Genomic DNA, 23,236 nt, shown 5'->3' on the forward strand with positions numbered 1-23,236 from the left:
TGTTTAATTTGAAAACAGCATATGAACGGAAATCAGGTTATAGACTGGAGAATTGGCTGCTCAGGCTATTATTATAAAGAGTGGAAGGATATTTTTTATCCTGCAGGCTTACCTCAAAAAGATTGGTTTGGTTATTACTGCCAGCATTTTAATACGATAGAGATCAATTCTTCTTTTTACAAACAGCCTTCTTTAAAAAGCTTTAATACCTGGTATGACCAAAGCCCTGCTGATTTTCTTTTTACTATTAAAGCGCCCCGTACCATTACACATTATAATAAATTCCACGATTCAGCCGGTTTAATTTCTGATTTCTATCAAATGATTAAGAAGGGGCTCCGCGACAAACTGGGCTGTGTTTTGTTTCAGCTCCCTCCTTCTTTCAGCTATACAGAAGAAAGACTTTCTCTGCTGCTCAACAACCTGGATCCGGCATTGAACAATGTCATTGAATTTAGGCATATCAGCTGGTGGAATAATACGGTGATGACCGAATTTAAAAATAACCAGCTGACTTTTAGCGGTCTGAGTTATCCTTCGGCCCTGCCAGACGGGACTATTCAGTTTAACAATCCCGTTTACTACCGTTTTCATGGCAAACCTATTCTCTATAAATCTCTTTACACTGAGCAGGAAATAATTACATTCGCTAAGTCTATTATGCCCGGAACTAAACAAGTATTTGTATATTTCAACAATACCTGGGGCGAATCGGCACTGACCAATGCAAAACAATTGATTGCATTGAAAGATTTGAAACTGTAACATTTTGCCATAATCTGGTCTAATGACCAACTAAAAACTAAATTAAAGAACAAATGCTTAACGTAAATAATATTGTTAAACAATATGCTACGCATCTTGCTCTGGACGACGTGAGTCTGAGTGTAGAACAAGGCAAGATCTTCGGCTTGCTGGGCCCCAATGGCGCAGGTAAAACATCTCTTATCAGAATTATCACACAAATTACTGCACCAGACAGCGGTGAGGTCATTTTTAATGGACAGCGTTTAAATGCTTCCCATATTTCGCAAATCGGATATCTTCCGGAAGAACGCGGCCTGTACAAGAAAATGGAGATTGGGGAACAGGTAATGTACCTGGCCAAACTGAAAGGCATGAGTTCGGCCGAAGCTACAAAAAGAGTCAGGTACTGGTTTGAAAAACTGGAAATGGGAAGTTGGTGGAATAAAAAAGTGGAGGATTTAAGTAAGGGTATGCAGCAAAAAGTACAGTTTGTAGCTACTGTTTTACATGAACCGGAATTGATTATCCTGGATGAACCTTTTTCTGGTTTTGATCCTGTAAATGCAGATATTATAAAAAATGAAATCCTGGAACTGAATAAACAGGGTGCAACCTTTATCTTCTCTACACACCGCATGGAATCTGTAGAAGAATTATGTGATAGTATTGCACTGATCCATCATTCTAAAAAAATACTTGATGGTTCTGTAGCTGAAATCAAAGAGAAATACAGAAACAATACTTACTGGGTAGAATATGATGGTGAATATAATCCTGTTTCAGGAGCCGGTATATTCGATGTGCTGCAAAAAGATGTGCATAAAGGTAAAACTACATTGAAGGTGCAGTTAATGGAAGGAAAGACTGCTAATGAGTTGTTATCTGTATTACTGCCTGTAGTGAATATTCACCGTCTGGATGAGGTCATACCAACCATGAATGATATTTTTATTGATCAGGTTAAACAAAAAAATTAACGTTATGCACAAGATTTTACTCATTATACAAAGAGAATACCTAAGCCGGGTCAGAAAAAAATCATTCATCGTCATGACCTTGCTGACACCAATAATTGTTGCAGGTTTTTACGGTCTGCTTATTTATTTTTCTATACAGGGTGCTTCCTCTACAAATAATAAGATTGCGGTGGTCAGTGAAAATAAAACGCTGACTGAACAACTGGCTTCTACAAAGAATACTTCTTATGTTTATGTCAATAAATCACTGGCAGAAATGAAATCCAGTCTTGGAAAAGATGGTTTTGATTATATTCTTTATCTTCCGGATTTTAGTCTGGATGCTCCGGCTGGTATACAGCTTTTAGGCACCAAGCAGGCAGGCTTATCCATGAATAGCAAAGTGGTAGATGATGTAGAAAATGCAATCCGGATTCAGAAACTTAAAGCAAGCGGAATTGCACAGGAAGATCTTGATAAACTGAAATCTTCGGTCAATATTGATAACAAGAAAATAAATGATTCGGGAGAGGAAGAAGATTCCAGTGCAGGGGCTACCACAATTATTGGTTCGGCAGCCGGTATCCTGATGTTCATGTTTATTTTAATTTATGGTATTCAGGTGATGCGTGGTGTGATTGAGGAGAAAACAAGCAGAATTATTGAGGTGATGATTTCTTCGGTAAAACCATTTCAACTGATGATGGGGAAAATCATTGGCATTGCCCTGGTAGGACTCACACAATTTATACTTTGGATTTTACTGTCAGCATCAATTTCTACTGTAGCTGTCAAAGCTTTTGTAGATAAGAAAGACTTACAGCAAACTGCTGTTTCTGCTGTACAGGCAAATACTGCACAAGCAAAAACAGGCAGTGCGATAGAAAAGCAGGTTACAGATGGTGGCCCTATTGCTTATGTACAAAAAAGTATGGCCAATCTTGATTTGACTAAGATTTTACTGGTTTTCATCTTTTTCTTTATCGGGGGCTATTTATTCTATAGTGCACTTTATGCAGCAATAGGTTCGGCAGTGGACAGTGAAACAGAAACACAGCAATTTATAATGCCCGTGATGATGCCGCTGACACTTGGTTATGTATTGTCATTAAGTGTAGTTACGAATGATCCTTATGGTAATATTGCCTTCTGGTTATCGATGATTCCTTTTACCTCCCCTATCGCTATGATGGTCAGATTGCCTTATGGTGTGCCCGACTGGCAATTAGCTTTATCTATGGTTCTACTGGTAGTGGGCTTTATCGGAACAGTATGGGTAGCTTCAAGAATATACAGAGTGGGTATATTGATGTATGGCAAAAAGACCAGCCTGAAAGAGATGCTCAAGTGGTTTACGTATAAGAATTAAAAAATTATAAAAGGATCTTTAACTAAAATTGGTTAAAGATCCTTTTGACAATATTAGCAGGACGAATAGATGAGAGCAGCAGTTATTGACTTAGGGACAAATACTTTTCACTTGATTATAGCAGACCTTAGTCCTGCTGGCGTTGAGGTAATTTATAAAACGAATTTACCGGTACAATTAGGACAGGGACGCATTAATGAGAATATTATTACTCCCGAAGCTTTTGAGCGTGGTATACAGGCGCTGAAAGGCTTTAAAAAAGAAATAGATACACATCAGGTAAAAATAGTCAGGGCAATCGCAACTTCTGCCATAAGAAGTGCTGCAAATGGAAAGGACTTTGTTATAGCGGCCCTGAGAATAGCCGGAATAGCTATTGAAGTAATCAGCGGTCATGATGAAGCTGCTTTTATCTTTAACGGGGTGAAAGCTACAGGTGTGATTCAACAACAATCACTGATTATGGACATTGGTGGTGGCAGTACAGAATTTATTATCTGCAATCCTGACGGTCCTTTATGGAAGAAAAGTTATAATATTGGAGCCGCAAGATTATTACAGGCTTATTTTCATACTGATCCTATCAGTTCAGCAGATCAGTCTGCAATAAGAAATCATCTGGATGAAGAACTTGCGGATCTGAAAACAGCCTGCCAAAAATATTTGCCTCAGGTTTTGATAGGCTCTGCAGGTGCTTTTGAAACTTTTGCCGCCATGTTACTGAAGGATGCTGATTTAAAAACGCTGAGTTCAGCTAGCCTTGATATAGCCGGTTACCATGATCTTTCTGAACAACTGATTGCTTCTACACACGCTGAAAGGGCTGCAATGCCTAATCTGATTTCACTCCGGGTGGATATGATTGTGGTTGCTGCGCTGCTAACTAATTATGTAATTAGCGAAACAGGTTTAAAAGCAATCAGTTTATCGACTTATGATTTAAAAATGGGGGTATTATACCAGGTTTGGGAAGATCAGAAATTTGATAGCTCTAAATAAAGTTTTTCGGTAGGTAAGCCCATTACATTGGTATAAGAACCTTCAATTTTCTCTACAGCTATAAATCCAAGCCAATCCTGGATACCATAAGATCCTGCTTTATCCAGTGGATTATATTTATTGATATAGTGCTCGATTTCTTCTGTAGTCAATACCCTGAAACGCACCTCTGTACGGTCAAAAAAGGTTTTAAACTTGTCTTTATAAGCCAGGCTTACCCCTGTATATACCTGGTGACTGGTTCCTGATAATTTTTCAAGCATCACCTTTGCATGGTCAGCATCTGTTGGTTTACCTAATATTTCGCCATTATAAGCGACTATCGTATCCGCTGTGATGACCAGGTTTGACAATCTTTCTTCGACAAATGCCATTGCTTTTTTTTCTGAGATATAACAGGCGATTGCTTCTGGTGAAAGATGTTCAGGATAACTCTCGTCTACATCTTTCAGTAATACTTTAAAGTCGAGCCCCATCAATTGCATCAGTTCTTGTCTGCGGGGTGATTTAGAAGCCAGAATAAGCGGAGTTGTTTGCTTGTACATATTTATTTTTTGCGCTAAAATAATAAAAGCGGCCCAAAGCCGCTTCTATTATTTGATATTTAGCTATTCAGATGACTGATTGCTTATCTATAAAATCTGTTTAGTTATCGGCTGGTTTGTTATCTCCTTGTCCACCGCCTCTGTTTTTCATTGCATTTCTTCTTTCTTCCAGAAAAGTCTCATAAGCTTTTTTCTGATCTTCAGTCAATACTGCTTTGATTTTCTCATTGTTTCCCTGCATCAGCGCCATCATTTTTGTACGCATTGCTTTTCTATCATCGCCCGCTTCTTCACGTGCCTTGTTCATCTGAGTGTTCTGATCTAAAAGGATATCATGAACTTTTGTTTGCTGGTCAGCGGTTAGCGTTAACTTTTCAGTAAGCTGAGCTGTAGCTTTTGTTGCTCTTTCTTCTGGCGTACCACCACGATTGCCACCTTGTGCATGTGCAAAAGTTATTACACCGAATAACATTCCGCAAATCATCAATAATTTCTTCATATCTATTCTTTATTTTTAAAGATAGAGTTCAGAATTAAAGAAAGGTTTAAAAGCCTGTGTAAATTTGAAGTATAAAATTGTGTAATTTATTTACTGGAGTCGGCCGCTGATGGGTTGGCATCAAACCATTTCCCCTGTATTCTAAGGACTTTTTCTATTACATCCCTCGCTGCTGTTTTACCACCATTAAAAGGTGAAATATACGCGCTGATTGCTTTGATATCAGAACAGGCATCTGCCGGACAGGTTGGAATACCAACCAGCTTCATCACATTCAGATCGGGAATATCATCCCCCATGTATAAGACCTGCTTCGCTTTGATATTATAGATTTCCAGGTAATCATTGAATACGTCAACTTTATCAGAAACACCCAAAAAGACATCAGGTATACCTAAACCTTCAAAGCGTTTTTCCATAGCCTGACCACGGCCTCCGGAAATAATACAGACATGGTATCCTTTTTTAACGGCCAGCTGTAAAGCATAGCCGTCTTTAATATTGAAAGTACGCATCAACTCTCCGGAATCCGTAGCAATGACATCTCCATTAGTTAAAACGCCATCGACATCAAAAATAAATGTCGTAATTCCTTTGAGTTTTTGCAGTAACATTTAATCCTGGTTATCTCTCCATTCATAAACCCAGGCAGACTGGATCTGCTCCAGATGACCTTCATTGCTTTCTTCTCTTGTACCTTTGAAATTAGGTAATGAAAGAACCCAGTCAACCAATTCAGTAAACCTGATACGGTAGATTTTAGATTCGTTAAAATCATCACCAAATTTTTCATATAATTCCTGAGCAATATCTTCGTGATCTTGCCAGTGAATAGGTAAAGCAAACTTATCCTGCATGTTTTTCTTTGTTTATTTTTTATTTATTAATGGCCTAAAAATTCTGACTGGTCAGGAATAGTAACTTCTATATTTCCGTTAATCACTACACACTGGCAACCTAACCGGGAAGAGATCTTAGGGCTTACTGCCCTGTCAATAAAGTCTTCTTCTTTGTCAGATATTTCCTGAATGTTGTCCATTCCCTTAGTCACATATACATGACAGGTACTGCAACCGCAAACACCGCCGCAGTTATGTTGTAAGTCTATTCCATTGTCGAGGCAAACTTCCAGAACAGATTCTCCGCCTGCAATTGGTAATTGAATCTGTGATTTACCTTTTTCTTCGAAATTGACTGTTAATTGATAAATATTCATAATTGTTCTCAAAAATAAGAAGCAAAAACCGCAATTCTGTTATAGATGCGTTTTTTTAATGCTATTACTTAAAGTTTCATAGATGTTTTGCAATCCAGGCGTTCCTTTCAGCAAATCAAGATGTTTTTCTATAGTTTTCTGGTCGTTTCTACTAGCAGGGCCTGTCTGTGCTTCAGCTGGTTTTGTAGATTGCACTTTTTCTGCAGTTTCCAGAATTAAAGGTTTTAATAAATCGAACTTAAGATTGTGCTGCTCCAGTAATTCGCTGCTCAGCTGATACAAATGATTGCTGAAATTACAGGCTATCACGGCAGCAAGGTGCAAAATAACACGTTGCGCCGAACTAACTATAGAAACATTTGGGCTTAATAACTGCGCAATGACCCTGATCTTCTCTAAAGTATTTTCCTGATCTGCCTCAATACATAAGGGTACAAGGGTCATATCTACCGCTTTCGATTTGGAGAAAGTCTGCAAAGGGTATATAACTCCATAGCCATTTTTCACGTTAGCAAGCACACTCATCGGGGTTGCCCCTGAAGTATGCACAACTACACCCTTTACCTCAGTTAAATGTGCTGCAACCGAAGCTATCGCATCATCCTTTACCGCAATCAGGTAACAATCAGCAGAACGATCCAGATCGTCCCAATTGCTGATTGGTGTTGCTTTTGTTAATGCTGCAAGAATCTCTGCATTTTTATTATCATGGCTCCAGACCTGAACAATGTCTGCACCTATCGCTTTTAAAGCAATGGCAAAATGTGTTGCCACATTTCCCGAACCTATGCAAACAATGTTCATTTCAGATAGATCCTTAAACTGATTTAATCTCTTTTTGTCTTCTGATGATGGAAATCATAAATCCAATAACCATCACAATCAGACCTACCCAATATAAATTGATATAAGGGAATTCTATAGATTTAAATACAACCCAGTCTTTAGACTGCTGAGGTTTTTCGAAAACCTGCAGTTCTACTTTCTTCTGATCAGGAAGTATTTTGGTAAATCTAACTCTTAAACCTAACTCAGGGATATTACGGGCAAAATCAAATGTATTATGCCCTTTGACTAAGAATATAGGTTCAGTTTTATAGACCTTCCCATTCAGGTCGATTTCTAAAGGCAATCCTACTGCAATATCTCCCTCTGCTAAAGCAAGGCTTTTAGCTGTTGGCTTGAAGTTAAGATCTTTTACTGTAATCACACCACTGCTGGTATGTAAGGTATCTCCTGTGCTTACAGTTACTATTCTTGGTTTTTTATAATTCTGTTCATCACTTTGTGCATCACTATCAGCATGTGCATCCTTTTTATCAGGAGCACTGGTGATATGGGTATACACATCATAAGTAAGGTAATGCTTCGTATCCGGAGATGCAATCAGCCCCATTTTCTCATTGATCTGAACACGTGGGTTCAGGTTAAAGTCTTCTTTAAGCTTACCTGTTTTCTCATCAATCACTTTAAAGTTCAGCGTATAATAAGTATTGGGTGCTATCGTGGTATCATTGGTATAAGTAACTGTAAAACGGCCCATTTTCTTAGGCTCATTTTTGTACAGTACCATGTTTTCACCTGGTTTTTCAACTTTCTCGAAATCCTTTACAGGAATAAAGTTTGTCGCATTGATAGAAACCGGCTTGCTCGTTGCAGCAGCAACCAGTGCTCCTACTAATAACAAGGCAAATCCAATATGTGCAACTGCAGCTCCAACTAATTTTCCTTTACCACTAAACCCTTGTGTAAGGATACGTGCATTGGAAAGAATAGCAAACATACAACTGAAAGAAAGTAAAATATAGATCAGGTTATTATATACATTGGTGATGTAAACAAAACCTGCAGTAACTACAACTGAGATGATTAACGTGGCAACCAGGCTGCTATAAAATTTACGGGTATCAGTACGTTTATATTTCAAGAACTGAGAGAAACCCGAAATCATTGTAATCAGGATAGCAAAAGGAGCCTGCCATTGATTGTAATATTTGATTGCATCGATAGGCGGGGCAAAATTAGTTCCAAAAGCTTTATTGAATACCGGAACAGATGTCGAGAAGATAACCTGGATACAGGCTACAGTTACGACAAGTGCACCAATGAACATCCAGAATTCTCTTGAATAAGTTTCTTCGTCTTTATTGGTAATAGGTAATTCCTTCCAGCGTAAAATGATTAATACAACCGGAATAACAAGGAAAACTACATTGTAAAGAATCAGATGGCCAAACATTCCCAAATCTGTAAATGAGTGTACAGAGGTTTCTCCAAGAATACCACTTCTGGTTAAGAAAGAGGCATATAATACTAAGATAAAACTAACTAAAACAAGGGCAATAGAAGTAAAGAAAGCATGGCCGGTATTTTTGAAAGCAATCATAACATGGACAGCACCAATTAAGGTTAACCATGGAATCAGCGAAGCATTTTCAACCGGGTCCCATGCCCAGAACCCACCGAAGTTCAGTGCTTCATAAGCCCAGAAAGAACCCATAATAATACCTGTTCCTAAAACCATGACAGCAAATAAAGCCCATGGCATAGCAGGTTTTACCCATTCTTTATATCTTTTTTGCCATAAACCGGTAACAACATAAGCAAAAGGAACAATCATACTCGCAAAACCAAGGAACAAGGTTGGCGGGTGAATAACCATCCAGTAATTCTGTAAAAGTGGGTTCAACCCTCTTCCATCAGTAATGAATTTCAGATAGTTTTTATAGTTTTCAGCGTCGGCAAATACTACCGGAGCCATATCTTTCAGATTTACAGCATCTCTTAAAAGGATAAAAGGAGAACTTCCTATACGCTCACCAAATACCTGTACACCTAATAACATAGAAGTTAGAAACACTTGTGAGAAAGCCACAACTGTCATGACACCATTTTCCCAGGTTTTTGCTTTCCACATCAGGATAGTACCCAAAAGTGCCTGCCAGAATGCCCAAAGCCAGAAGCTGCCTTCCTGTCCTTCCCAGAATGCAGAAACAATATAATATACAGGAAGTGTTTTTGAAGAGTGCGAATAAACGTAATAGTATTCGTTATAATGATTCAGGATCAGATAAAACAGTGTTACCCCAATCCCAATTACACTAAACAGATTAGCCAGAAATGCTATTCTTCCTAACCGTTGCCAGGATTTATCAGCAAGGTCTTTATTGCGCGTTGCAAAGAAATAAGAAATCGTTGAAAGTAATGCAGCGGCAAACGCTAAAACAATAAAAAACTGCCCAACTTTGCCGGGGAGGAGGGTTTCTCCTGTGAATTGTATGTCCATTAAAATTATTTGTATCGTTTAACCTGTCCGTCCTGCTTTATCTCTACTAGGTCGTTATTATATTTAGAGGGGCATTTCATTAAAATCTTGGAAGCGTAAAATGTGTCACTGTTCATTTTACCGATCAGTACCAATTTTTCAGAACGCTCAAAGTCCTGTGGTTTGGTTCCACTGTAAATAACTTTTTTAACATCTCCTTTTTCATCCTTCATATAAAAGGAAAAATGATTGGCATCTTTTAAAGCATCATAATAAGTTCCCTTTTCTTTTGCCCAATGTCCCATTACGTGAAACTCTCTGGAGTCTTTAGCCGCTTCTGTAAAAGTCGAATAGTTGCTGGTGTCAGCATTTAAGCTGACCAGGAAACAAACACAGATAGCTATTGTAATTAAGCCAATAATTGCACTTTTCTTCATGAGAATATATCGTTTTTTGTCAAAATTGATGTTTGCAGATGTACATTATAAATTAATAATGTCTGCACTGCCTTTTCATGGTTAAATATAAACCGGCTCCGCCAGTTTAAACAGGATATAGCTTGCTTACACGAAACTCCCTCCCTAACCAATTAAAAGAGTACACAAAGATAAAAAATATAAGTACCTAATATCCGTTAGACACCGGCTATTACTTTAGATGACAAAATATTGATAGTTGCCTGACAAATAAACGACATTATGCCAGATACAAGATCCGGCACAAAGAGAAACAATCTATTTAAGATATTCATTTTTAATCAGTTGAGGCAATTCTTTTCTTACATGCATGACTTTTGGTCTGGAAACACTTCTGATGTAAGGATCCCATAAATTCCGCTCATAATAATCCTGATGTGAACTTTCGGCAGGATAAAAGACCTGAAAAGGTTCCATCTCTGTAACAAAACTACTGGGATAGTATTTAGCAGCTTCCATCTCTGACATAACTTTTGTAATTGTCTTCAATTCTGCAGGACTGCGATAGAAAGCAATCGAACGGTAATCATTACCTACATCAGGCCCTTGTCTGTTCAGTTGAGTAGGATCATGGGCAAAGAAAAAAGCATGTACAAGCTGTTCATAAGAAATTACAGCCGGGTTATAATAAACCTGCACAGATTCAGCATGGCCTGTATTTTTAGTGAGAACATCTTCGTAGGTAGGATTTACAGTGCTTCCACCAGCATAACCACTGATTACTGTATTTACACCTTTCAACTGGATCATACTTTCCTGCATAGCCCAGAAACACCCTCCTGCAAAGGTTGCGACAGCTTCATTCGCATCAGGGTGAGGCAGAACGGCAAAACCATTATTACTGGATATTTTTTGTTGTCTTCCTGAGCAGGAAGTGAATAATAAACCGGCTATTAATAAATATATGACTGTTTTCATATTTGAGATGATTATAAGAATCATTCCTCCATATGAATATACGAAATTACTGCAGCAGGGTTTTCAAGTTAAATGTCATATTGATTGCATGACAACTGTTTGTTTTATTGGATAGCGACAATTTTCACTGAGTATTTAAGGAATCAGACAAAAAAAATCCGCAGCGTTTTTAAACGTTGCGGATTAAATATTTATGGAGATGAGGCTTATGGCCAGATACCTAAGTTCATGTAAGAAACAGCAATTTTGTCGATTGAGCCAACAAAAGCAGCCGTTCTTAAAGTCTGAATACCAGGTTTAGTTAAAAGAGTCTCTCTGATTTCATGGTAAGAGTGAATCATTGTATCTTCTAATCCTGAATTTACTAATTCTAATTCAGAAGCACCTTTAACGATCATTAAACGGTGCTCAGCAGGGATACTCTGACCTGTTAAACTTTCCAGTGTATTGATTAAATTAGCATTTGAGTTTTCTGCATAACGTTTTTCCATACGGCCAAAAGCTACGTGAGAAAGGTTCTTCAACCACTCAAAGTAAGAAACAGTTACACCACCTGCATTACAGTACATATCAGGAATGATAATACCACCCATTTCAGTGAAGATTTCTTCAGCTTCAGGAGTACATGGTCCGTTTGCACCTTCAGCGATAATTTTCGCTTTAATGTTTCTGATGTTTTCTGCAGTGATTTGATTTTCTAAGGCTGCCGGAACAAGGATATCACATGGTTGCTCTAAACCTTCCATAGAATTTTTAAATTCTTTAGCTCCAGGGAAACCTAAGATTGAACCAGTTAATTTACGGTGTGCGAACACCTCATCAACATTAAGTCCGTTCTCATTGTAAATAGCACCTTCATATTCGCAAAGACCAACAATAGTGGCACCAAATTCGGTAAGGAATTTTGCAGAGTGGTACCCTACGTTTCCTAATCCCTGAACGATAACTCTTTTGTCATCCAAACCAGCCTTAAGGCCAAGTTTCTGCATATCTTCAGTTACTCTTACACATTCTCTTACTGCGTAAGCGACACCACGGCCAGTAGCTTCTTTACGTCCGCGGATACCGTGTAAAGCAATTGGCTTACCAGTAACACAACCTAAAGCATCCAGCTGACCTGGATTCATTGTCATATATGTATCAGCGATCCAGCTCATTTCACGTTCACCAGATCCATAATCAGGAGCAGGAACATCAATACCAGGACCGATAAAATTCTTTTTAATTAACTCTGTAGTATAACGACGGGTGATATTTTCCAATTCACCTGTTGTATAGTTTTTTGGTGTGATTTTAATACCACCTTTTGCACCACCAAAAGGAACATTCACGATTGCACATTTATAAGTCATTAATGCCGCCAATGCCATTACCTCATCTTCATTAACCATTTCACTGTAACGGATCCCTCCTTTTGTAGGACTCATGTGATGAGAGTGTTCAACACGCCATGCGTCAATTACCTCGAAGCCATTTCCTCTGCGGATTGGAAACTGGAAACGATAAACACTGTTACAAGCTTTAATTTGGGATAGTAAACCCTCTGGGTGACCGGTGAATTGGGCTGCGTTATCAAAGTTTTTACAGACATCTGTAAAAAAATTTGTCTCGTTTGCTGTAGTAGCCATTATTTGATTTTTATGAATTTGAATTATGTTCTTATTCTTATATCTGCAAAATTGCACTAAAAAAAACGATTAATACAAATTAATAATTGCTTAGTGTAAGTGAAACACTTCTCATAAAATCACCCAAAAACCTGTGTTAAAGGCTTTAAAATAATTTTTTACCTTAAGATTTTTTTTCTAGTTTTTTTAATCTTCCGTCAATTGAGAACAGGAAAAAGATAAGTCCAAGTAAAATAACTGCTGCACAAACGGCAACCACATAGATTTTTTCTGATCCTGCAAGTGTATCAGTTATTGCAGAAGTCTGATCCTGAGCAAAAAGCTGCATGGTAACCATTAACATCAGGACTGTTGTAATAAGTTTTTTCATTAGAATCTAATTATTTATTAATGGTGATGAAGCTTGCATGTTTTATTTCTTTAACTGAGTAATAAACCGCTGCAGATTGCATCTGATTATAGAATTAAGCTGTTTTGTTTTTCTCCAGAGAAGATACTCTGAAAAGTAAAGTATATATCCAATAGCCAATTAGTATCCAGCCTAAACAAGCAGGATAAAAGACCATTCTCATGTGACTGTCCAGATCATAGGCATTAAACCCGGGATTACCGCCATTACCAGGATGCAGTGAATCTGATAATCTTGGTAATACAAAAAGCAGCACAACCATCATTGGAAAGGCGAAAATATTATATATCGCTGCAATTTTGGCTCTCTTTTGCTCCTCATCAATTGCATTTCTGAGTACCAGGTAAGCGAAGTACAATAAAAGTGCAATAGCTGCAAAGTTTTGTTTCACATCAAAACTCCAGGCTTGCCCCCAGGTAAATTTGGCCCAGATAGCACCCGTAATTATTCCAAGAACACCAAATAAAACACCAGCATTAACACTTTGAACAGCTTTCATATCATGTTCTTCGTTATTATTGCTCAAGTATTTTATACTATGATATACTGAAACACTAAAAAGCACAATCATACTGAACCACATAGGTACATGGAAATATAGATTTCTAATGCTTTGATGCAATATTGGTAAAGCAGGGACTGAAGACAAGAAGCCAAATACTGTAGAATATACTACCAATACTGCTCCCAAGATTTTCCACCAGGATTTATACATTTATTTCAAATTTAAGATCGCTCATTAAACAAATAACAATTCGGTACACTAAGCTTAATTTTGCGAATTCAAAGGTAACAAAGCTTTATATATTTTGGTTAATTTTTATAAATCACCTCAAACTGTTCACACAATTCCCTAGTCACGCCACAGATATGGAAATAACATCAGGGTAAAAACAGCAACTAATACATTAATAATTAAAAGAATGCCTATTTCATCCAGACTTACACTTCTGTCCAGTCCGTCAATCGCATTTTTACTCAGTTTGATCAATACTGTAATTACAGGAATAATCACTGGAAAGCTTAAAATAGCCATCAGCATACCTCCGTTACCTGCTTTTGATGCTATAGCTGATATCATCGTAAATATGGTCGAAAAGCTCAGGCTGCCCAATATTGTAGCAACCAGATACAGTCCCATATCTTCCGGTACATAATCAAATACCAATGTATAAAACCCTAAAGCAATCAGGGTAAGCAGCAACATCAAAAAGATATTGTAGATAGTTTTGGATATAATCAGTGCCAGTGGGCTTGCTATAGTATAAATATACAATTGCCTCCCTTTACTCTCCTGGAGAAAACTCTTTGATACTGCATTAATGGACGCAAACAGCATAATAATCCAGAATAAAGCATTCCAGGTTACCCCTTTCAGGGATACAAAGGAGAGGAAGCAGACAAATACTGTTGATACGACATATAGCACAACACCATTTAATGCATATTTTGAGCGCCATTCCAGCAGCATCTCTTTTCCAATCAAATATTTAACTTCCTTTATTAACTGCATTTCTGCACAAAGATAATTTTATGGATCATTTTTTCACTGCCAGAGACTTATTTCGCCTTCAAATATTGATTATATTGTACTTCTATGATAAAAGAGCTGGCTCGGACTGTAGATCACTAACTGAATTTTGCCCAATTAAACTTCCCTGACCGGAGCTATTGGTACATGCTGAACAACAACTGGTCTTCTCACTGTAATCAAAGGTAATACTCCAGCTAAAATCACAAACCAGCCCCATTTATATTTCACCATACCAGAAGCCAGGTTGATCAGTTTCTTGAAATGTATGAAACTAAAATAATCATGCGATTTAAACCATACAGCAGCCAGTGTCAGAATAACCAAACCAATAGCGGCCCATCCACAAACACGTAATAAGGTAGTTTTATTTAGAAATGCACCTAAAAAAGCCAAGACAACTATCACATAAAAGATAGTCCCTAAAGACTGATCAATTCCGAAATAGTTCCAGTTTCCAATAATAGGTACATGTACTAAAGGGCACATCCCTCCCACAGCCATCAATAAGGCACCAATTACACCTTGAATCTTCATAAAAAAAGAGTATTTTAAATAAACAGAGGCAAAAGTATCATCTATTTACTGAATTAGCCTAAAAAAATACACAAATACTTCCCTGAGGCCACGATAAATCTGTAAAGGATGAATAACTCAGTTAGAGAATTCATCCTTTATACAAGAAATCGATCCTAAGACTTTATTGCTTTTAAGTTCTTGTCTATGTCTACATACCTGGTTACCCCATCGATTTTGACTATCTCCTGAATTACAAAATCAAGCTTTTTATCGACATTCTCAAAGTTAAACTGGATCATCTCAAACCTGACATCCGCTTCGTCAAATCGTTCATCAAATCTACCAATCCTTTTTTCTAAACTATTAAGTCTGGCCTGTATCTGATTAATTCTCTCTTCAACTCTGTCAAGCCGATCTTCGACCTTGTCAAGCCTTGCTTCAATCCTATCCAGGCGTTCATTAATTTTGGCAATCCCAATGTTTAAATTCTCCACACTGCCAACTAATACCTGAATAACTCTTTCTAAACTGGCTAACTGTTCTTGTAACTGTTCCATATTCTTAAATCCTTAGCAATAAAACTACTAAAATTAATATAAACACAAACAATTTAACTTTAAAAACACACCAATAGATGTTACCACCACCTTTTAACAAAAAAATTATCAAATAAATCAGGTCGAACTGCATATCTCCACATCCCCAACACACTCCCCAATCCTTACACGTAAGGATATCGTAAAAAAAATAAGGGGAGAGATTTCTGGCATCGTTCACAATTCGGTGAACGCAGCCAGAAATCTCTCCCCTTATTTTTTTTATTTGAAGACTTACTTCCCAGGATCTATCCCCATTTTATCAGCAAAATGCGCACAATAATCCCTCAAATCTTCAATAATCAGCGTCTCGCCAGTTGCCTTTAAAAAACTATCCCCCATTGTCTGCAAGGTTTCATAAAAGAATCTTTTCATCTCATCAACAGGCATATCTTTAGTCCAAAGATCGATACGCATTGTATTCTTATAATTATGATCCCACAAAGCCAGCATCATAGATTTTACAGGAACTTTTTCCTGAGTTTTTGCATCCGTAGATTCCCACATTAAGTTCTCAGGAACATTATTATCATCAAGTTCAACTGTTATTTTAATTTCTGCTGTTTTCATTACAATGTAATTCTTGTTTTTCTTATTTTTTTTGTTTCCAAATTTTTCAAGCAAACCCATCTGTTATCCAGTAATAAAGACTATCCCAAAGTAACCTTCAAAATAACCATTAAAACTACAGTAAATATGATCAGAGCGCATTCCACTATCCATAATTTGCCTAGCAAAGGTATAAACTTCCGGAAAATCAGATCTGAAATGAAAGCAATAATTGCAGTTAAAATACAAAGACCGATTAATAACCCGTTTATCCCTTTTTGTACAGGAATCTGCTTATCCGGGCTAAAAAATAGCAGCAAGGCAAATACCAGGCAGCCCGAACTAACAATATTTAATGGAGTTAATTTCAAGATTAAGTTTTTTTGAATTTCCTTTTCTTCCAGGCCGGAGTCTTATCCATCTTTTTCTTTGCAGAAGCTGCAGCGGCCGCAGCAATTGCAGCAGCATGTTTTTTCTCATGAAAAGCCCCTTTAAAATCAGGGTCATCTTTCCTTTTTTGATTATCAATCTCTCTTGCAATATACTGACGTTCTTCGTATGGAGTTTCCTCTACGAAAACCTCTTTAGGCAATTCCATTACAGGAATAGTCTGACGCATCAGTTTCTCAATCTTTTTGATATAATACTTTTCAGCTTCAGTACAAAAAGTAAGTGCGTCCCCCTTCGCATAAGCTCTTCCGGTACGGCCTATACGATGAACATAATCCTCAATAATAATAGGAACATCAAAGTTAATCACATGACTAACCTCAGCAACATCAATACCGCGTGAAGCAACATCAGTCGCTACCAGTACACGGATATGTCCTTCTTTAAAACTATTGATTGAATTAATTCTCGTATTCTGTCCTTTATTGGCATGGATAACCCTTACTTCTGCAGCACCATATCTGCGCTCGATAAAACTGAATATATTATCGGCCACAGTTTTAGTCTTACAAAAGATGATCAGACGTTTAAAGTCTATTTCATTTTTCAGTAAATGCTGTAAAAGGTTGATTTTGGTTTTGAAATTTGGCACCTCATATAATCCCTGCGTAACAGTCTGTGCCGGGGTTGCTTGTTGTCCAACTTCAATAATAGTTGGATTTTTAAGGAAATCACCAGCAATTTTATGCACCAGGTCACTCATGGTCGCCGAGAAAAGCAAATTTTGTCTTTTGCGCGGTACAACTTCAAGAATTCTGTGAATAGAGCCAATAAAGCCCATATCCATCATTTTATCTGCTTCATCCAATACCAGGAATTTCAGGTATTGTGTATTGATATGTCCTGCAAGATAAATATCAAGGAAGCGGCCGGGAGTAGCTATAATAATATCTACACCAGCTTTGATCTGTTCTATCTGTGTTTTCGGACCAATTCCTCCGAATACAACTACCGAACGTAAATCTGTATATTTTGAGAATATCTTAACATGCTCAGCAATCTGCATGGCCAACTCACGTGTTGGCGCAAGTATCAAAGCCCTTGGCGCATCGCCCTGAGCATATTTAAGCTGCATTAATATAGGCAACACATAAGCTGCCGTTTTTCCTGTTCCCGTCTCAGCGATACCAAAAATATCCTGTCCCGATAAAACCGGTGCGATTGCTTTTTCTTGTATTGGAGTAGCAACCGTAAACCCTGCATCAGCAACAGCATTTAAAATCTGTCTGTTAAGGTTAAACTCTTCGAATGGTTTTGGCATTTTGCAAATATAATATAATTAACAGGACCGGTAATTACATTTTTCAGATCCGTGGAATGAAATACCACATTAAAAAATGTACCAGCCTGCTAAAGGCAATTGTAAAAAATAAAGTAATGATATAAGATTAAGCTTCAACAGCAGCAACCTGTACTCTTGCTTTTAAATTTTTGAATTGATAATCAGGAATTAAATCTCTTTTTTCGTGTACTTGTGTAAACTCGAAAGATTCTTCAGTTTCCAAAGCCGTAATTGCATCTTTAGCTTTGTTATAAGAACATCTGTACAATTCACCGGAATCAGTTGCTTTTCCGCTTTTTTCAACGAGGTAATTAACTTTATTTTCGCTTAGTCTCTGTTGAATCTTACGCTCGCTTCTGCCTTGGGTAGTCGTTCTTGCATCAAATAAAAGTACCCAGTCATCAAAACCCGCATACCTGGTTTTAGGCATATTTAAACTTTTGATCCGGTCAATGATATTACTTGTAGAACCCACTTTAATCAAGGTTCCTTTTCTTGAACCCGCAATATAAATGAAACCAGCTTCATGCTCTCTTAATAAAGGTGCAATTTTTCCTGTTTCACATTGTGGACAATAACCGCCGATAGTTTTGAAATTATGATTATCATCTTTAGTACAACCTACAGTGTTGTATGCGAAGACTGTGTTGGTCTCAGACATACGCTCCTTCAGCTCTTCTGTCATCCCCTCTCCTTGTGCGTCAAACAACAAATCCGCTGGGATTTTATGTTTTTTTATAAAGCTTTCCTGTGTCTTGGTTAATACGTGTTTAATAGTCATTTCCAAAATTAGTCATATTAATTGGTTTTAAATCAGTTAAGACCATAACTAGTCTAAAAATAATCGTATATTTAACATTGCCTTTAACTTTCTTAATCACAATCAGGCTAAAAAATATTGCTCCAAAATTCTTAGATTTGGCAATATGAACACCATCCTTATAAAAGCTGCAACCTTAGTTAACGAAGGAAAAATCTATGTTGCTGACGTATTTATCAAAGACGGATTAATTGAAGAAATCAGTCCGGAAATAAACAGACCTGCAGATCAGGAAATCAATGCAGAAGGGTTACACCTGTTACCCGGTATGATTGATGACCAGGTCCATTTCAGAGAGCCTGGTTTAACCCACAAAGCAGACATATTCACAGAGAGCATGGCTGCTGTTGCCGGCGGGATTACTTCCTTTATGGAAATGCCAAATACCGTTCCCAATACTTTAACACAAGACTTATTAGCCGATAAATACAGGATTGCTTCAGAGCTTTCACTGGCCAATTACTCGTTTTTCATGGGTGCTTCCAATGATAATATTGAAGAAGTCCTGAAAACTGATCCGGCCCAGGTTTGCGGGATCAAAGTATTTATGGGTTCTTCGACAGGAAATATGCTGGTTGATAATGAACAGGTATTAGATAATATTTTCAGAGAAGCGCCAATATTGGTTGCCACTCACTGTGAAGATGAACTGACCATCAGAACTAATATGGCTGCCTTCAAAGAAAAATACGGAGAAGATATTACGATAGACATGCACCCGCTGATCCGCAATGCTGAGGCTTGTTACATCTCCTCTTCACTGGCTGTTTCACTTGCAAAAAAACACAATACCCGGTTACATATTCTTCATATTTCTACAGCAAAAGAAATCGCTTTATTCGATGCTGTGACCCCGCTGAAAGATAAAAGGATCACTGCCGAAGCCTGCGTACACCATCTTTGGTTCAGCGATCAGGATTATGCAGAGAAAGGGAACCTGATTAAATGGAACCCGGCTGTTAAGACTGCAGCGGACAGAGAGGCAATTTTAAAAGGTGTACTGGATGGCCATATTGATGTAATTGCTACAGATCACGCCCCTCATACGATAGATGAAAAAGCACAATCCTATTTGAAAGCCCCTGCAGGAGGCCCTTTGGTACAACATGCGCTTTCAGCACTTTTGGAAATGTATCACCAGGGAAAAATATCACTGGAAAAGATAGTAGAAAAAACTGCACATAACGTAGCTACCTGTTTCCAGATTGACAGAAGAGGATTTATCAGAGAAGGTTATTGGGCAGATTTAGTGTTGGTAGCATTAAATGACCCTGTTAAAGTAACCAAGGCTAATATCTTATATAAATGCGGATGGTCTCCTTTTGAAGGACAAACTTTCAAAGCAGATATTACACACACATTTATTTCTGGAAATCTTGCTTATCATAAAGGAAAATTTATGACCAATGAAACTGGAAAAAGACTAGCTTTTAACAGATAATTTACAAATGACCCCTGCGATCAAGTCCAAAATCCACCGTTTAATTATATTAAGCTGTATTGCCTTATTGATCTTTCTTTTAGGATTGAATAGCAAACTCACAGAACTCATATATTCCGGTGGTCTTTATCAGTTCACTTCGGTCGTACAACGTCTAATCAGCTCACCGTTTCCTTTTGCGGTGGGCGATTTCCTTTATCTTCTACTTATTTTATATTGTCTGCGGTCTGTTTTTAAAGCCTTTAAAAAGATAAAGAACAGGAAACCAGGACAACAGCTCCAGCTCTTTTTCCCTTTACAGCTGATCAATTTTACACTGATCTTATATATTATATTTAAACTGCTCTGGGGCCTGAATTATTCCAGACCTTCTATTTCCAGTCAGTTAGGCCTCAGCAATCAAAAATATTCCACAAAAGATCTTGTCTTGTTAGGTGACTTTTTGATTAGCCGGGTAAACACTACTAAACAAAAAACAAAGCAGACAGGCAGTCAAAGAGCATTTAATATTAAAGAGCTGGAAAACAAATCTAAAGCTGCTTACGATAAACTGGCTAAAACCAATTCCTTATTTACTTACAGAATTCCCGCAGTAAAATCGGTGATCCTTGGTGAAACTATCACTAAAATGGGTATAGAAGGATATTATGCCCCTCCATCAGGCGAAGCCAATGTCAATATGCTTATCCCGGCAATAGATTTACCTTTTATCACCTGTCATGAAATTTCTCATGAACTGGGTGTTGCCCGTGAAGATGAGGCCAATCTTGTAGGTTATCTTGTCAGCACAGGCAGTTCTGATCTCAATTTTCAATATTCAGGCTACTATAACATTCTGAGAAACGTTCTTTTAGAAATCCGGATTAAGTCTCCTGAAGACTATGCTATACTTTTTAAAAAAATAAACGAAGATACGCTGACTGATTTCGCCCGGGAGCAGGAATTCTGGAAAAAGTACAATTCTGAAATGTCAGGATATCTGGGTGTGGCATTTGATAAATTCCTCAAAATCAATAACCAGCGTAAAGGAACTGACAGCTATCAGGACATCGTTTTATGGGTGTATAATCTGCATAAAAAGGATTTGGGTAAAACATTACACCCTTAATACATTAAATAAGGACAAAACATTCTAAATTTGCCGTAATTATGGCAAAGATATCCATCAACCTGGCGACAGGTTCTTTACAAAAAGAAGAGATCATTGTAGGTATTGATTTAGGGACAACCAATAGTCTGGTTGCTTTTATTGATCCTGACAAAAACCCTAAAGTTATAAATGATACCGGGAAAGGGTTATTAGTCCCTTCTATCGTCCATTTCAATGCTGCAGGAGATACCTTGGTAGGTAATGAAGCCAGAGAATTCCTGATTACCGACCCTGCCAATACTATATTTTCGGTTAAACGTTTATTGGGAAGATCTTATAAAGATATTGCAGGCCATCAGGATACATTTTCCTATAAACTGATAGATGAAGGCAATGATTCACTCGTTAAAATACAGGCTGGTGATAAATTTTATACGCCTATTGAATTATCAGCAGAGATCTTAAAAGAACTTAAAGCCAGAGCAGAACATGCCTTAAAAACACCGGTCAACCGTGCTGTGATTACCGTGCCTGCATATTTTAATGACAGCCAGCGCCAGGCAACAAGGGATGCAGGCCGTCTGGCAGGATTAGATGTATTAAGAATTGTCAATGAACCTACTGCTGCAAGTCTGGCTTATGGAATAGGTCTTGACCCGACAGAACAAAAAACGATTGCAGTATATGATTTAGGTGGCGGGACATTTGATGTCTCTATCCTTGCGATTCAGAATGGAATATTTGAGGTACTTTCTACCAATGGAAATACTTTCCTGGGCGGAGATGATTTTGACCGTGCAATTGTTCATTACTGGATTGATAAAAATAAACTGGATGCTACTGCCCTGGATTCAGGTCTGATGCAACAACTCCGTTTAAAAGCCGAAGAAGCTAAAAAAGCATTAAGTACGCAGAACCTGTTTAATGAAAAATCAGGAGAGATCTGGTATACGCTTGACAGACATACTTTTGAACAGTTAATCGAAGCAAAAGTTACGGAAACACTGAACTCCTGCAAACAGGCATTAAAAGATGCTAAACTAGCTGTTACCGATATTGATGAAGTAGTTATGGTAGGCGGATCTACCCGTACACCTTATGTAAAAGCACAGGTGGCAGCTTTCTTTGGCCGTCAGCCGCATGACCGGATTAACCCTGATGAGGTGGTAGCTTTAGGGGCAGCAATACAGGCAGATATCCTGGCGGGTAACCGCTCTGATATACTTTTACTGGATGTTACCCCACTTTCTCTTGGAATTGAAACCATGGGTGGATTAATGGACGTAATCATTGCCAGAAATGCAAAGGTACCGACCAAAGCAGGGCGACAGTATACCACTTCTATCGATGGTCAGGTGAATATGAAGATTTCTGTTTACCAGGGAGAACGCGATCTGGTTCAGGAGAACAGGAAACTGGCAGAGTTTGATTTAAAAGGTATTCCATCTATGCCAGCAGGTATGCCAAAAGTGGATATCAATTTCATCCTGAATGCAGATGGTATATTAACCGTTCAGGCCATTGAATTACGTTCGGGTGTGAAACAGGAAATAGATATTACACCTAGCTATGGTCTTACAGACGATACGGTAGAAAAAATGCTGATTGACAGCATTACGCATGCAGAAAGTGATGTAGCACAAAGAATGCTGATTGAAGCACGTGGCGAAGGAGAACAACTGGTATATACTGCAGAGCGGTTTATAGAGAAAAACAGCTTTATATTAACCTCAGAAGAGTTAGAAAACACGAAAATACATATCACTGCTTTGAGAGCTGCTTTATCAGAAGGAAATAAAGATATTATTCTTAAAAAAGCAGATGAACTGAATGAATTTACCCGTCCTTTCGCAGAACGGTTAATGGACATGGCGGTTTCTAAAGCCATGAAGGGGAAAGCAATAGACTAAACCAGAACAGATAAATTACCA

26 protein-coding genes are annotated in these 23,236 nt (G+C 37.9%); 7 read left to right on the top strand and 19 right to left on the bottom strand.

The features are described 5' to 3' along the window. Nucleotides 1-21 precede the first annotated feature (21 nt). The 4 genes from HDE68_RS25385 to HDE68_RS25400 all read left to right on the top strand — a co-directional run bounded on the left by HDE68_RS25385 (nucleotide 22) and on the right by HDE68_RS25400 (nucleotide 4,071). Complete coding sequence (locus HDE68_RS25385) at nucleotides 22-765, top strand: DUF72 domain-containing protein (RefSeq protein ID WP_183885364.1); 744 nt, start codon at nucleotides 22-24, stop codon at nucleotides 763-765. Between the two features lie 53 nt (nucleotides 766-818). After that, complete coding sequence (locus HDE68_RS25390; RefSeq protein ID WP_183885366.1) at nucleotides 819-1,724, top strand: ABC transporter ATP-binding protein; 906 nt, start codon at nucleotides 819-821, stop codon at nucleotides 1,722-1,724. 4 nt (nucleotides 1,725-1,728) lie between these two features. Continuing rightward, on the top strand, nucleotides 1,729-3,072 hold the full coding sequence (locus HDE68_RS25395; protein WP_183885368.1) for an ABC transporter permease: 1,344 nt from the start codon (nucleotides 1,729-1,731) through the stop codon (nucleotides 3,070-3,072). A gap of 69 nt (nucleotides 3,073-3,141) precedes the next feature. After that, nucleotides 3,142-4,071, top strand: coding sequence for an exopolyphosphatase (locus tag HDE68_RS25400; protein WP_183885370.1), 930 nt, complete (start codon nucleotides 3,142-3,144; stop codon nucleotides 4,069-4,071). Here HDE68_RS25400 and HDE68_RS25405 read toward each other — a convergent pair. The 19 genes from HDE68_RS25405 to HDE68_RS25495 all read right to left on the bottom strand — a co-directional run bounded on the left by HDE68_RS25405 (nucleotide 4,047) and on the right by HDE68_RS25495 (nucleotide 18,735). Further along, nucleotides 4,047-4,616, bottom strand: a complete 570-nt coding sequence (locus HDE68_RS25405; protein ID WP_183885372.1) for a Maf family protein — start codon at nucleotides 4,614-4,616, stop codon at nucleotides 4,047-4,049. The genes HDE68_RS25400 and HDE68_RS25405 overlap by 25 nt on opposite strands. A gap of 100 nt (nucleotides 4,617-4,716) precedes the next feature. Beyond that, nucleotides 4,717-5,115 carry a periplasmic heavy metal sensor gene (locus HDE68_RS25410; protein ID WP_183885374.1) on the bottom strand — a complete coding sequence of 133 codons (399 nt, stop codon included), beginning with the start codon at nucleotides 5,113-5,115 and terminating at the stop codon, nucleotides 4,717-4,719. A gap of 86 nt (nucleotides 5,116-5,201) precedes the next feature. Continuing rightward, nucleotides 5,202-5,729: a KdsC family phosphatase gene (locus tag HDE68_RS25415; RefSeq protein ID WP_183885376.1), complete on the bottom strand. Its 528-nt coding sequence runs from the start codon at nucleotides 5,727-5,729 to the stop codon at nucleotides 5,202-5,204. Next, complete coding sequence (gene iscX / locus HDE68_RS25420) at nucleotides 5,730-5,972, bottom strand: Fe-S cluster assembly protein IscX (protein ID WP_183869483.1); 243 nt, start codon at nucleotides 5,970-5,972, stop codon at nucleotides 5,730-5,732. 26 nt (nucleotides 5,973-5,998) lie between these two features. Continuing rightward, nucleotides 5,999-6,331: a 2Fe-2S iron-sulfur cluster-binding protein gene (locus HDE68_RS25425; RefSeq protein ID WP_183885378.1), complete on the bottom strand. Its 333-nt coding sequence runs from the start codon at nucleotides 6,329-6,331 to the stop codon at nucleotides 5,999-6,001. A 39-nt stretch (nucleotides 6,332-6,370) separates the two neighbouring features. After that, entirely contained in the window at nucleotides 6,371-7,135 is a 765-nt protein-coding gene (locus tag HDE68_RS25430; RefSeq protein ID WP_183885380.1) for a Rossmann-like and DUF2520 domain-containing protein, read from the bottom strand. Between the two features lie 13 nt (nucleotides 7,136-7,148). Next, entirely contained in the window at nucleotides 7,149-9,617 is a 2,469-nt protein-coding gene (locus HDE68_RS25435) for a heme lyase CcmF/NrfE family subunit (protein WP_183885382.1), read from the bottom strand. A gap of 5 nt (nucleotides 9,618-9,622) precedes the next feature. Further along, complete coding sequence (locus HDE68_RS25440) at nucleotides 9,623-10,033, bottom strand: cytochrome c maturation protein CcmE (RefSeq protein WP_041886348.1); 411 nt, start codon at nucleotides 10,031-10,033, stop codon at nucleotides 9,623-9,625. Nucleotides 10,034-10,330: 297 nt separating this feature from the next. Then, nucleotides 10,331-10,990 carry a peptide-methionine (S)-S-oxide reductase MsrA gene (msrA, locus tag HDE68_RS25445; RefSeq protein WP_183885384.1) on the bottom strand — a complete coding sequence of 220 codons (660 nt, stop codon included), beginning with the start codon at nucleotides 10,988-10,990 and terminating at the stop codon, nucleotides 10,331-10,333. A gap of 206 nt (nucleotides 10,991-11,196) precedes the next feature. Next, the gene (locus HDE68_RS25450) at nucleotides 11,197-12,618 is read right to left on the bottom strand and encodes a Glu/Leu/Phe/Val family dehydrogenase (RefSeq protein ID WP_183885386.1); all 1,422 of its coding nucleotides are present in this window, start codon (nucleotides 12,616-12,618) and stop codon (nucleotides 11,197-11,199) included. Nucleotides 12,619-12,781: 163 nt separating this feature from the next. Beyond that, entirely contained in the window at nucleotides 12,782-12,988 is a 207-nt protein-coding gene (locus tag HDE68_RS25455; RefSeq protein ID WP_183885388.1) for a CcmD family protein, read from the bottom strand. Between the two features lie 94 nt (nucleotides 12,989-13,082). Next, the gene (ccsA, locus tag HDE68_RS25460) at nucleotides 13,083-13,742 is read right to left on the bottom strand and encodes a cytochrome c biogenesis protein (protein WP_183885390.1); all 660 of its coding nucleotides are present in this window, start codon (nucleotides 13,740-13,742) and stop codon (nucleotides 13,083-13,085) included. 138 nt (nucleotides 13,743-13,880) lie between these two features. Then, on the bottom strand, nucleotides 13,881-14,540 hold the full coding sequence (locus tag HDE68_RS25465) for a heme exporter protein CcmB (protein WP_183885392.1): 660 nt from the start codon (nucleotides 14,538-14,540) through the stop codon (nucleotides 13,881-13,883). A gap of 135 nt (nucleotides 14,541-14,675) precedes the next feature. Then, nucleotides 14,676-15,095, bottom strand: coding sequence for a hypothetical protein (locus HDE68_RS25470; RefSeq protein WP_183885394.1), 420 nt, complete (start codon nucleotides 15,093-15,095; stop codon nucleotides 14,676-14,678). A 155-nt stretch (nucleotides 15,096-15,250) separates the two neighbouring features. After that, nucleotides 15,251-15,634: a hypothetical protein gene (locus HDE68_RS25475; RefSeq protein ID WP_183885396.1), complete on the bottom strand. Its 384-nt coding sequence runs from the start codon at nucleotides 15,632-15,634 to the stop codon at nucleotides 15,251-15,253. A 273-nt stretch (nucleotides 15,635-15,907) separates the two neighbouring features. Continuing rightward, nucleotides 15,908-16,243 (bottom strand): gliding motility protein GldC, encoded by a 336-nt coding sequence (gene gldC, locus HDE68_RS25480; protein ID WP_183885398.1) that lies wholly within the window; start codon nucleotides 16,241-16,243, stop codon nucleotides 15,908-15,910. Nucleotides 16,244-16,323: 80 nt separating this feature from the next. Beyond that, the gene (locus HDE68_RS25485; RefSeq protein WP_260171867.1) at nucleotides 16,324-16,593 is read right to left on the bottom strand and encodes a hypothetical protein; all 270 of its coding nucleotides are present in this window, start codon (nucleotides 16,591-16,593) and stop codon (nucleotides 16,324-16,326) included. Between the two features lie 2 nt (nucleotides 16,594-16,595). Next, nucleotides 16,596-17,933, bottom strand: coding sequence for a DEAD/DEAH box helicase (locus tag HDE68_RS25490; protein WP_183885400.1), 1,338 nt, complete (start codon nucleotides 17,931-17,933; stop codon nucleotides 16,596-16,598). Between the two features lie 127 nt (nucleotides 17,934-18,060). Beyond that, on the bottom strand, nucleotides 18,061-18,735 hold the full coding sequence (locus HDE68_RS25495) for a GIY-YIG nuclease family protein (protein WP_183885402.1): 675 nt from the start codon (nucleotides 18,733-18,735) through the stop codon (nucleotides 18,061-18,063). A 145-nt stretch (nucleotides 18,736-18,880) separates the two neighbouring features. On the opposite strand from HDE68_RS25495, the gene HDE68_RS25500 reads away from it, so the two are divergent. From HDE68_RS25500 to hscA, 3 genes are read left to right on the top strand one after another with little or no spacing between them, the layout of a single operon-like run. After that, nucleotides 18,881-20,215 carry a dihydroorotase gene (locus HDE68_RS25500; protein WP_183885404.1) on the top strand — a complete coding sequence of 445 codons (1,335 nt, stop codon included), beginning with the start codon at nucleotides 18,881-18,883 and terminating at the stop codon, nucleotides 20,213-20,215. 7 nt (nucleotides 20,216-20,222) lie between these two features. Further along, on the top strand, nucleotides 20,223-21,323 hold the full coding sequence (locus tag HDE68_RS25505) for a DUF3810 domain-containing protein (RefSeq protein WP_183885406.1): 1,101 nt from the start codon (nucleotides 20,223-20,225) through the stop codon (nucleotides 21,321-21,323). Nucleotides 21,324-21,364: 41 nt separating this feature from the next. Beyond that, on the top strand, nucleotides 21,365-23,215 hold the full coding sequence (gene hscA, locus HDE68_RS25510) for a Fe-S protein assembly chaperone HscA (RefSeq protein WP_183885408.1): 1,851 nt from the start codon (nucleotides 21,365-21,367) through the stop codon (nucleotides 23,213-23,215). Nucleotides 23,216-23,236 lie beyond the last annotated feature (21 nt).

The sequence above is a fragment of the Pedobacter cryoconitis genome (assembly GCF_014200605.1).
In the GTDB taxonomy this organism is placed as follows: Bacteria; Bacteroidota; Bacteroidia; order Sphingobacteriales; family Sphingobacteriaceae; genus Pedobacter; species Pedobacter cryoconitis_B.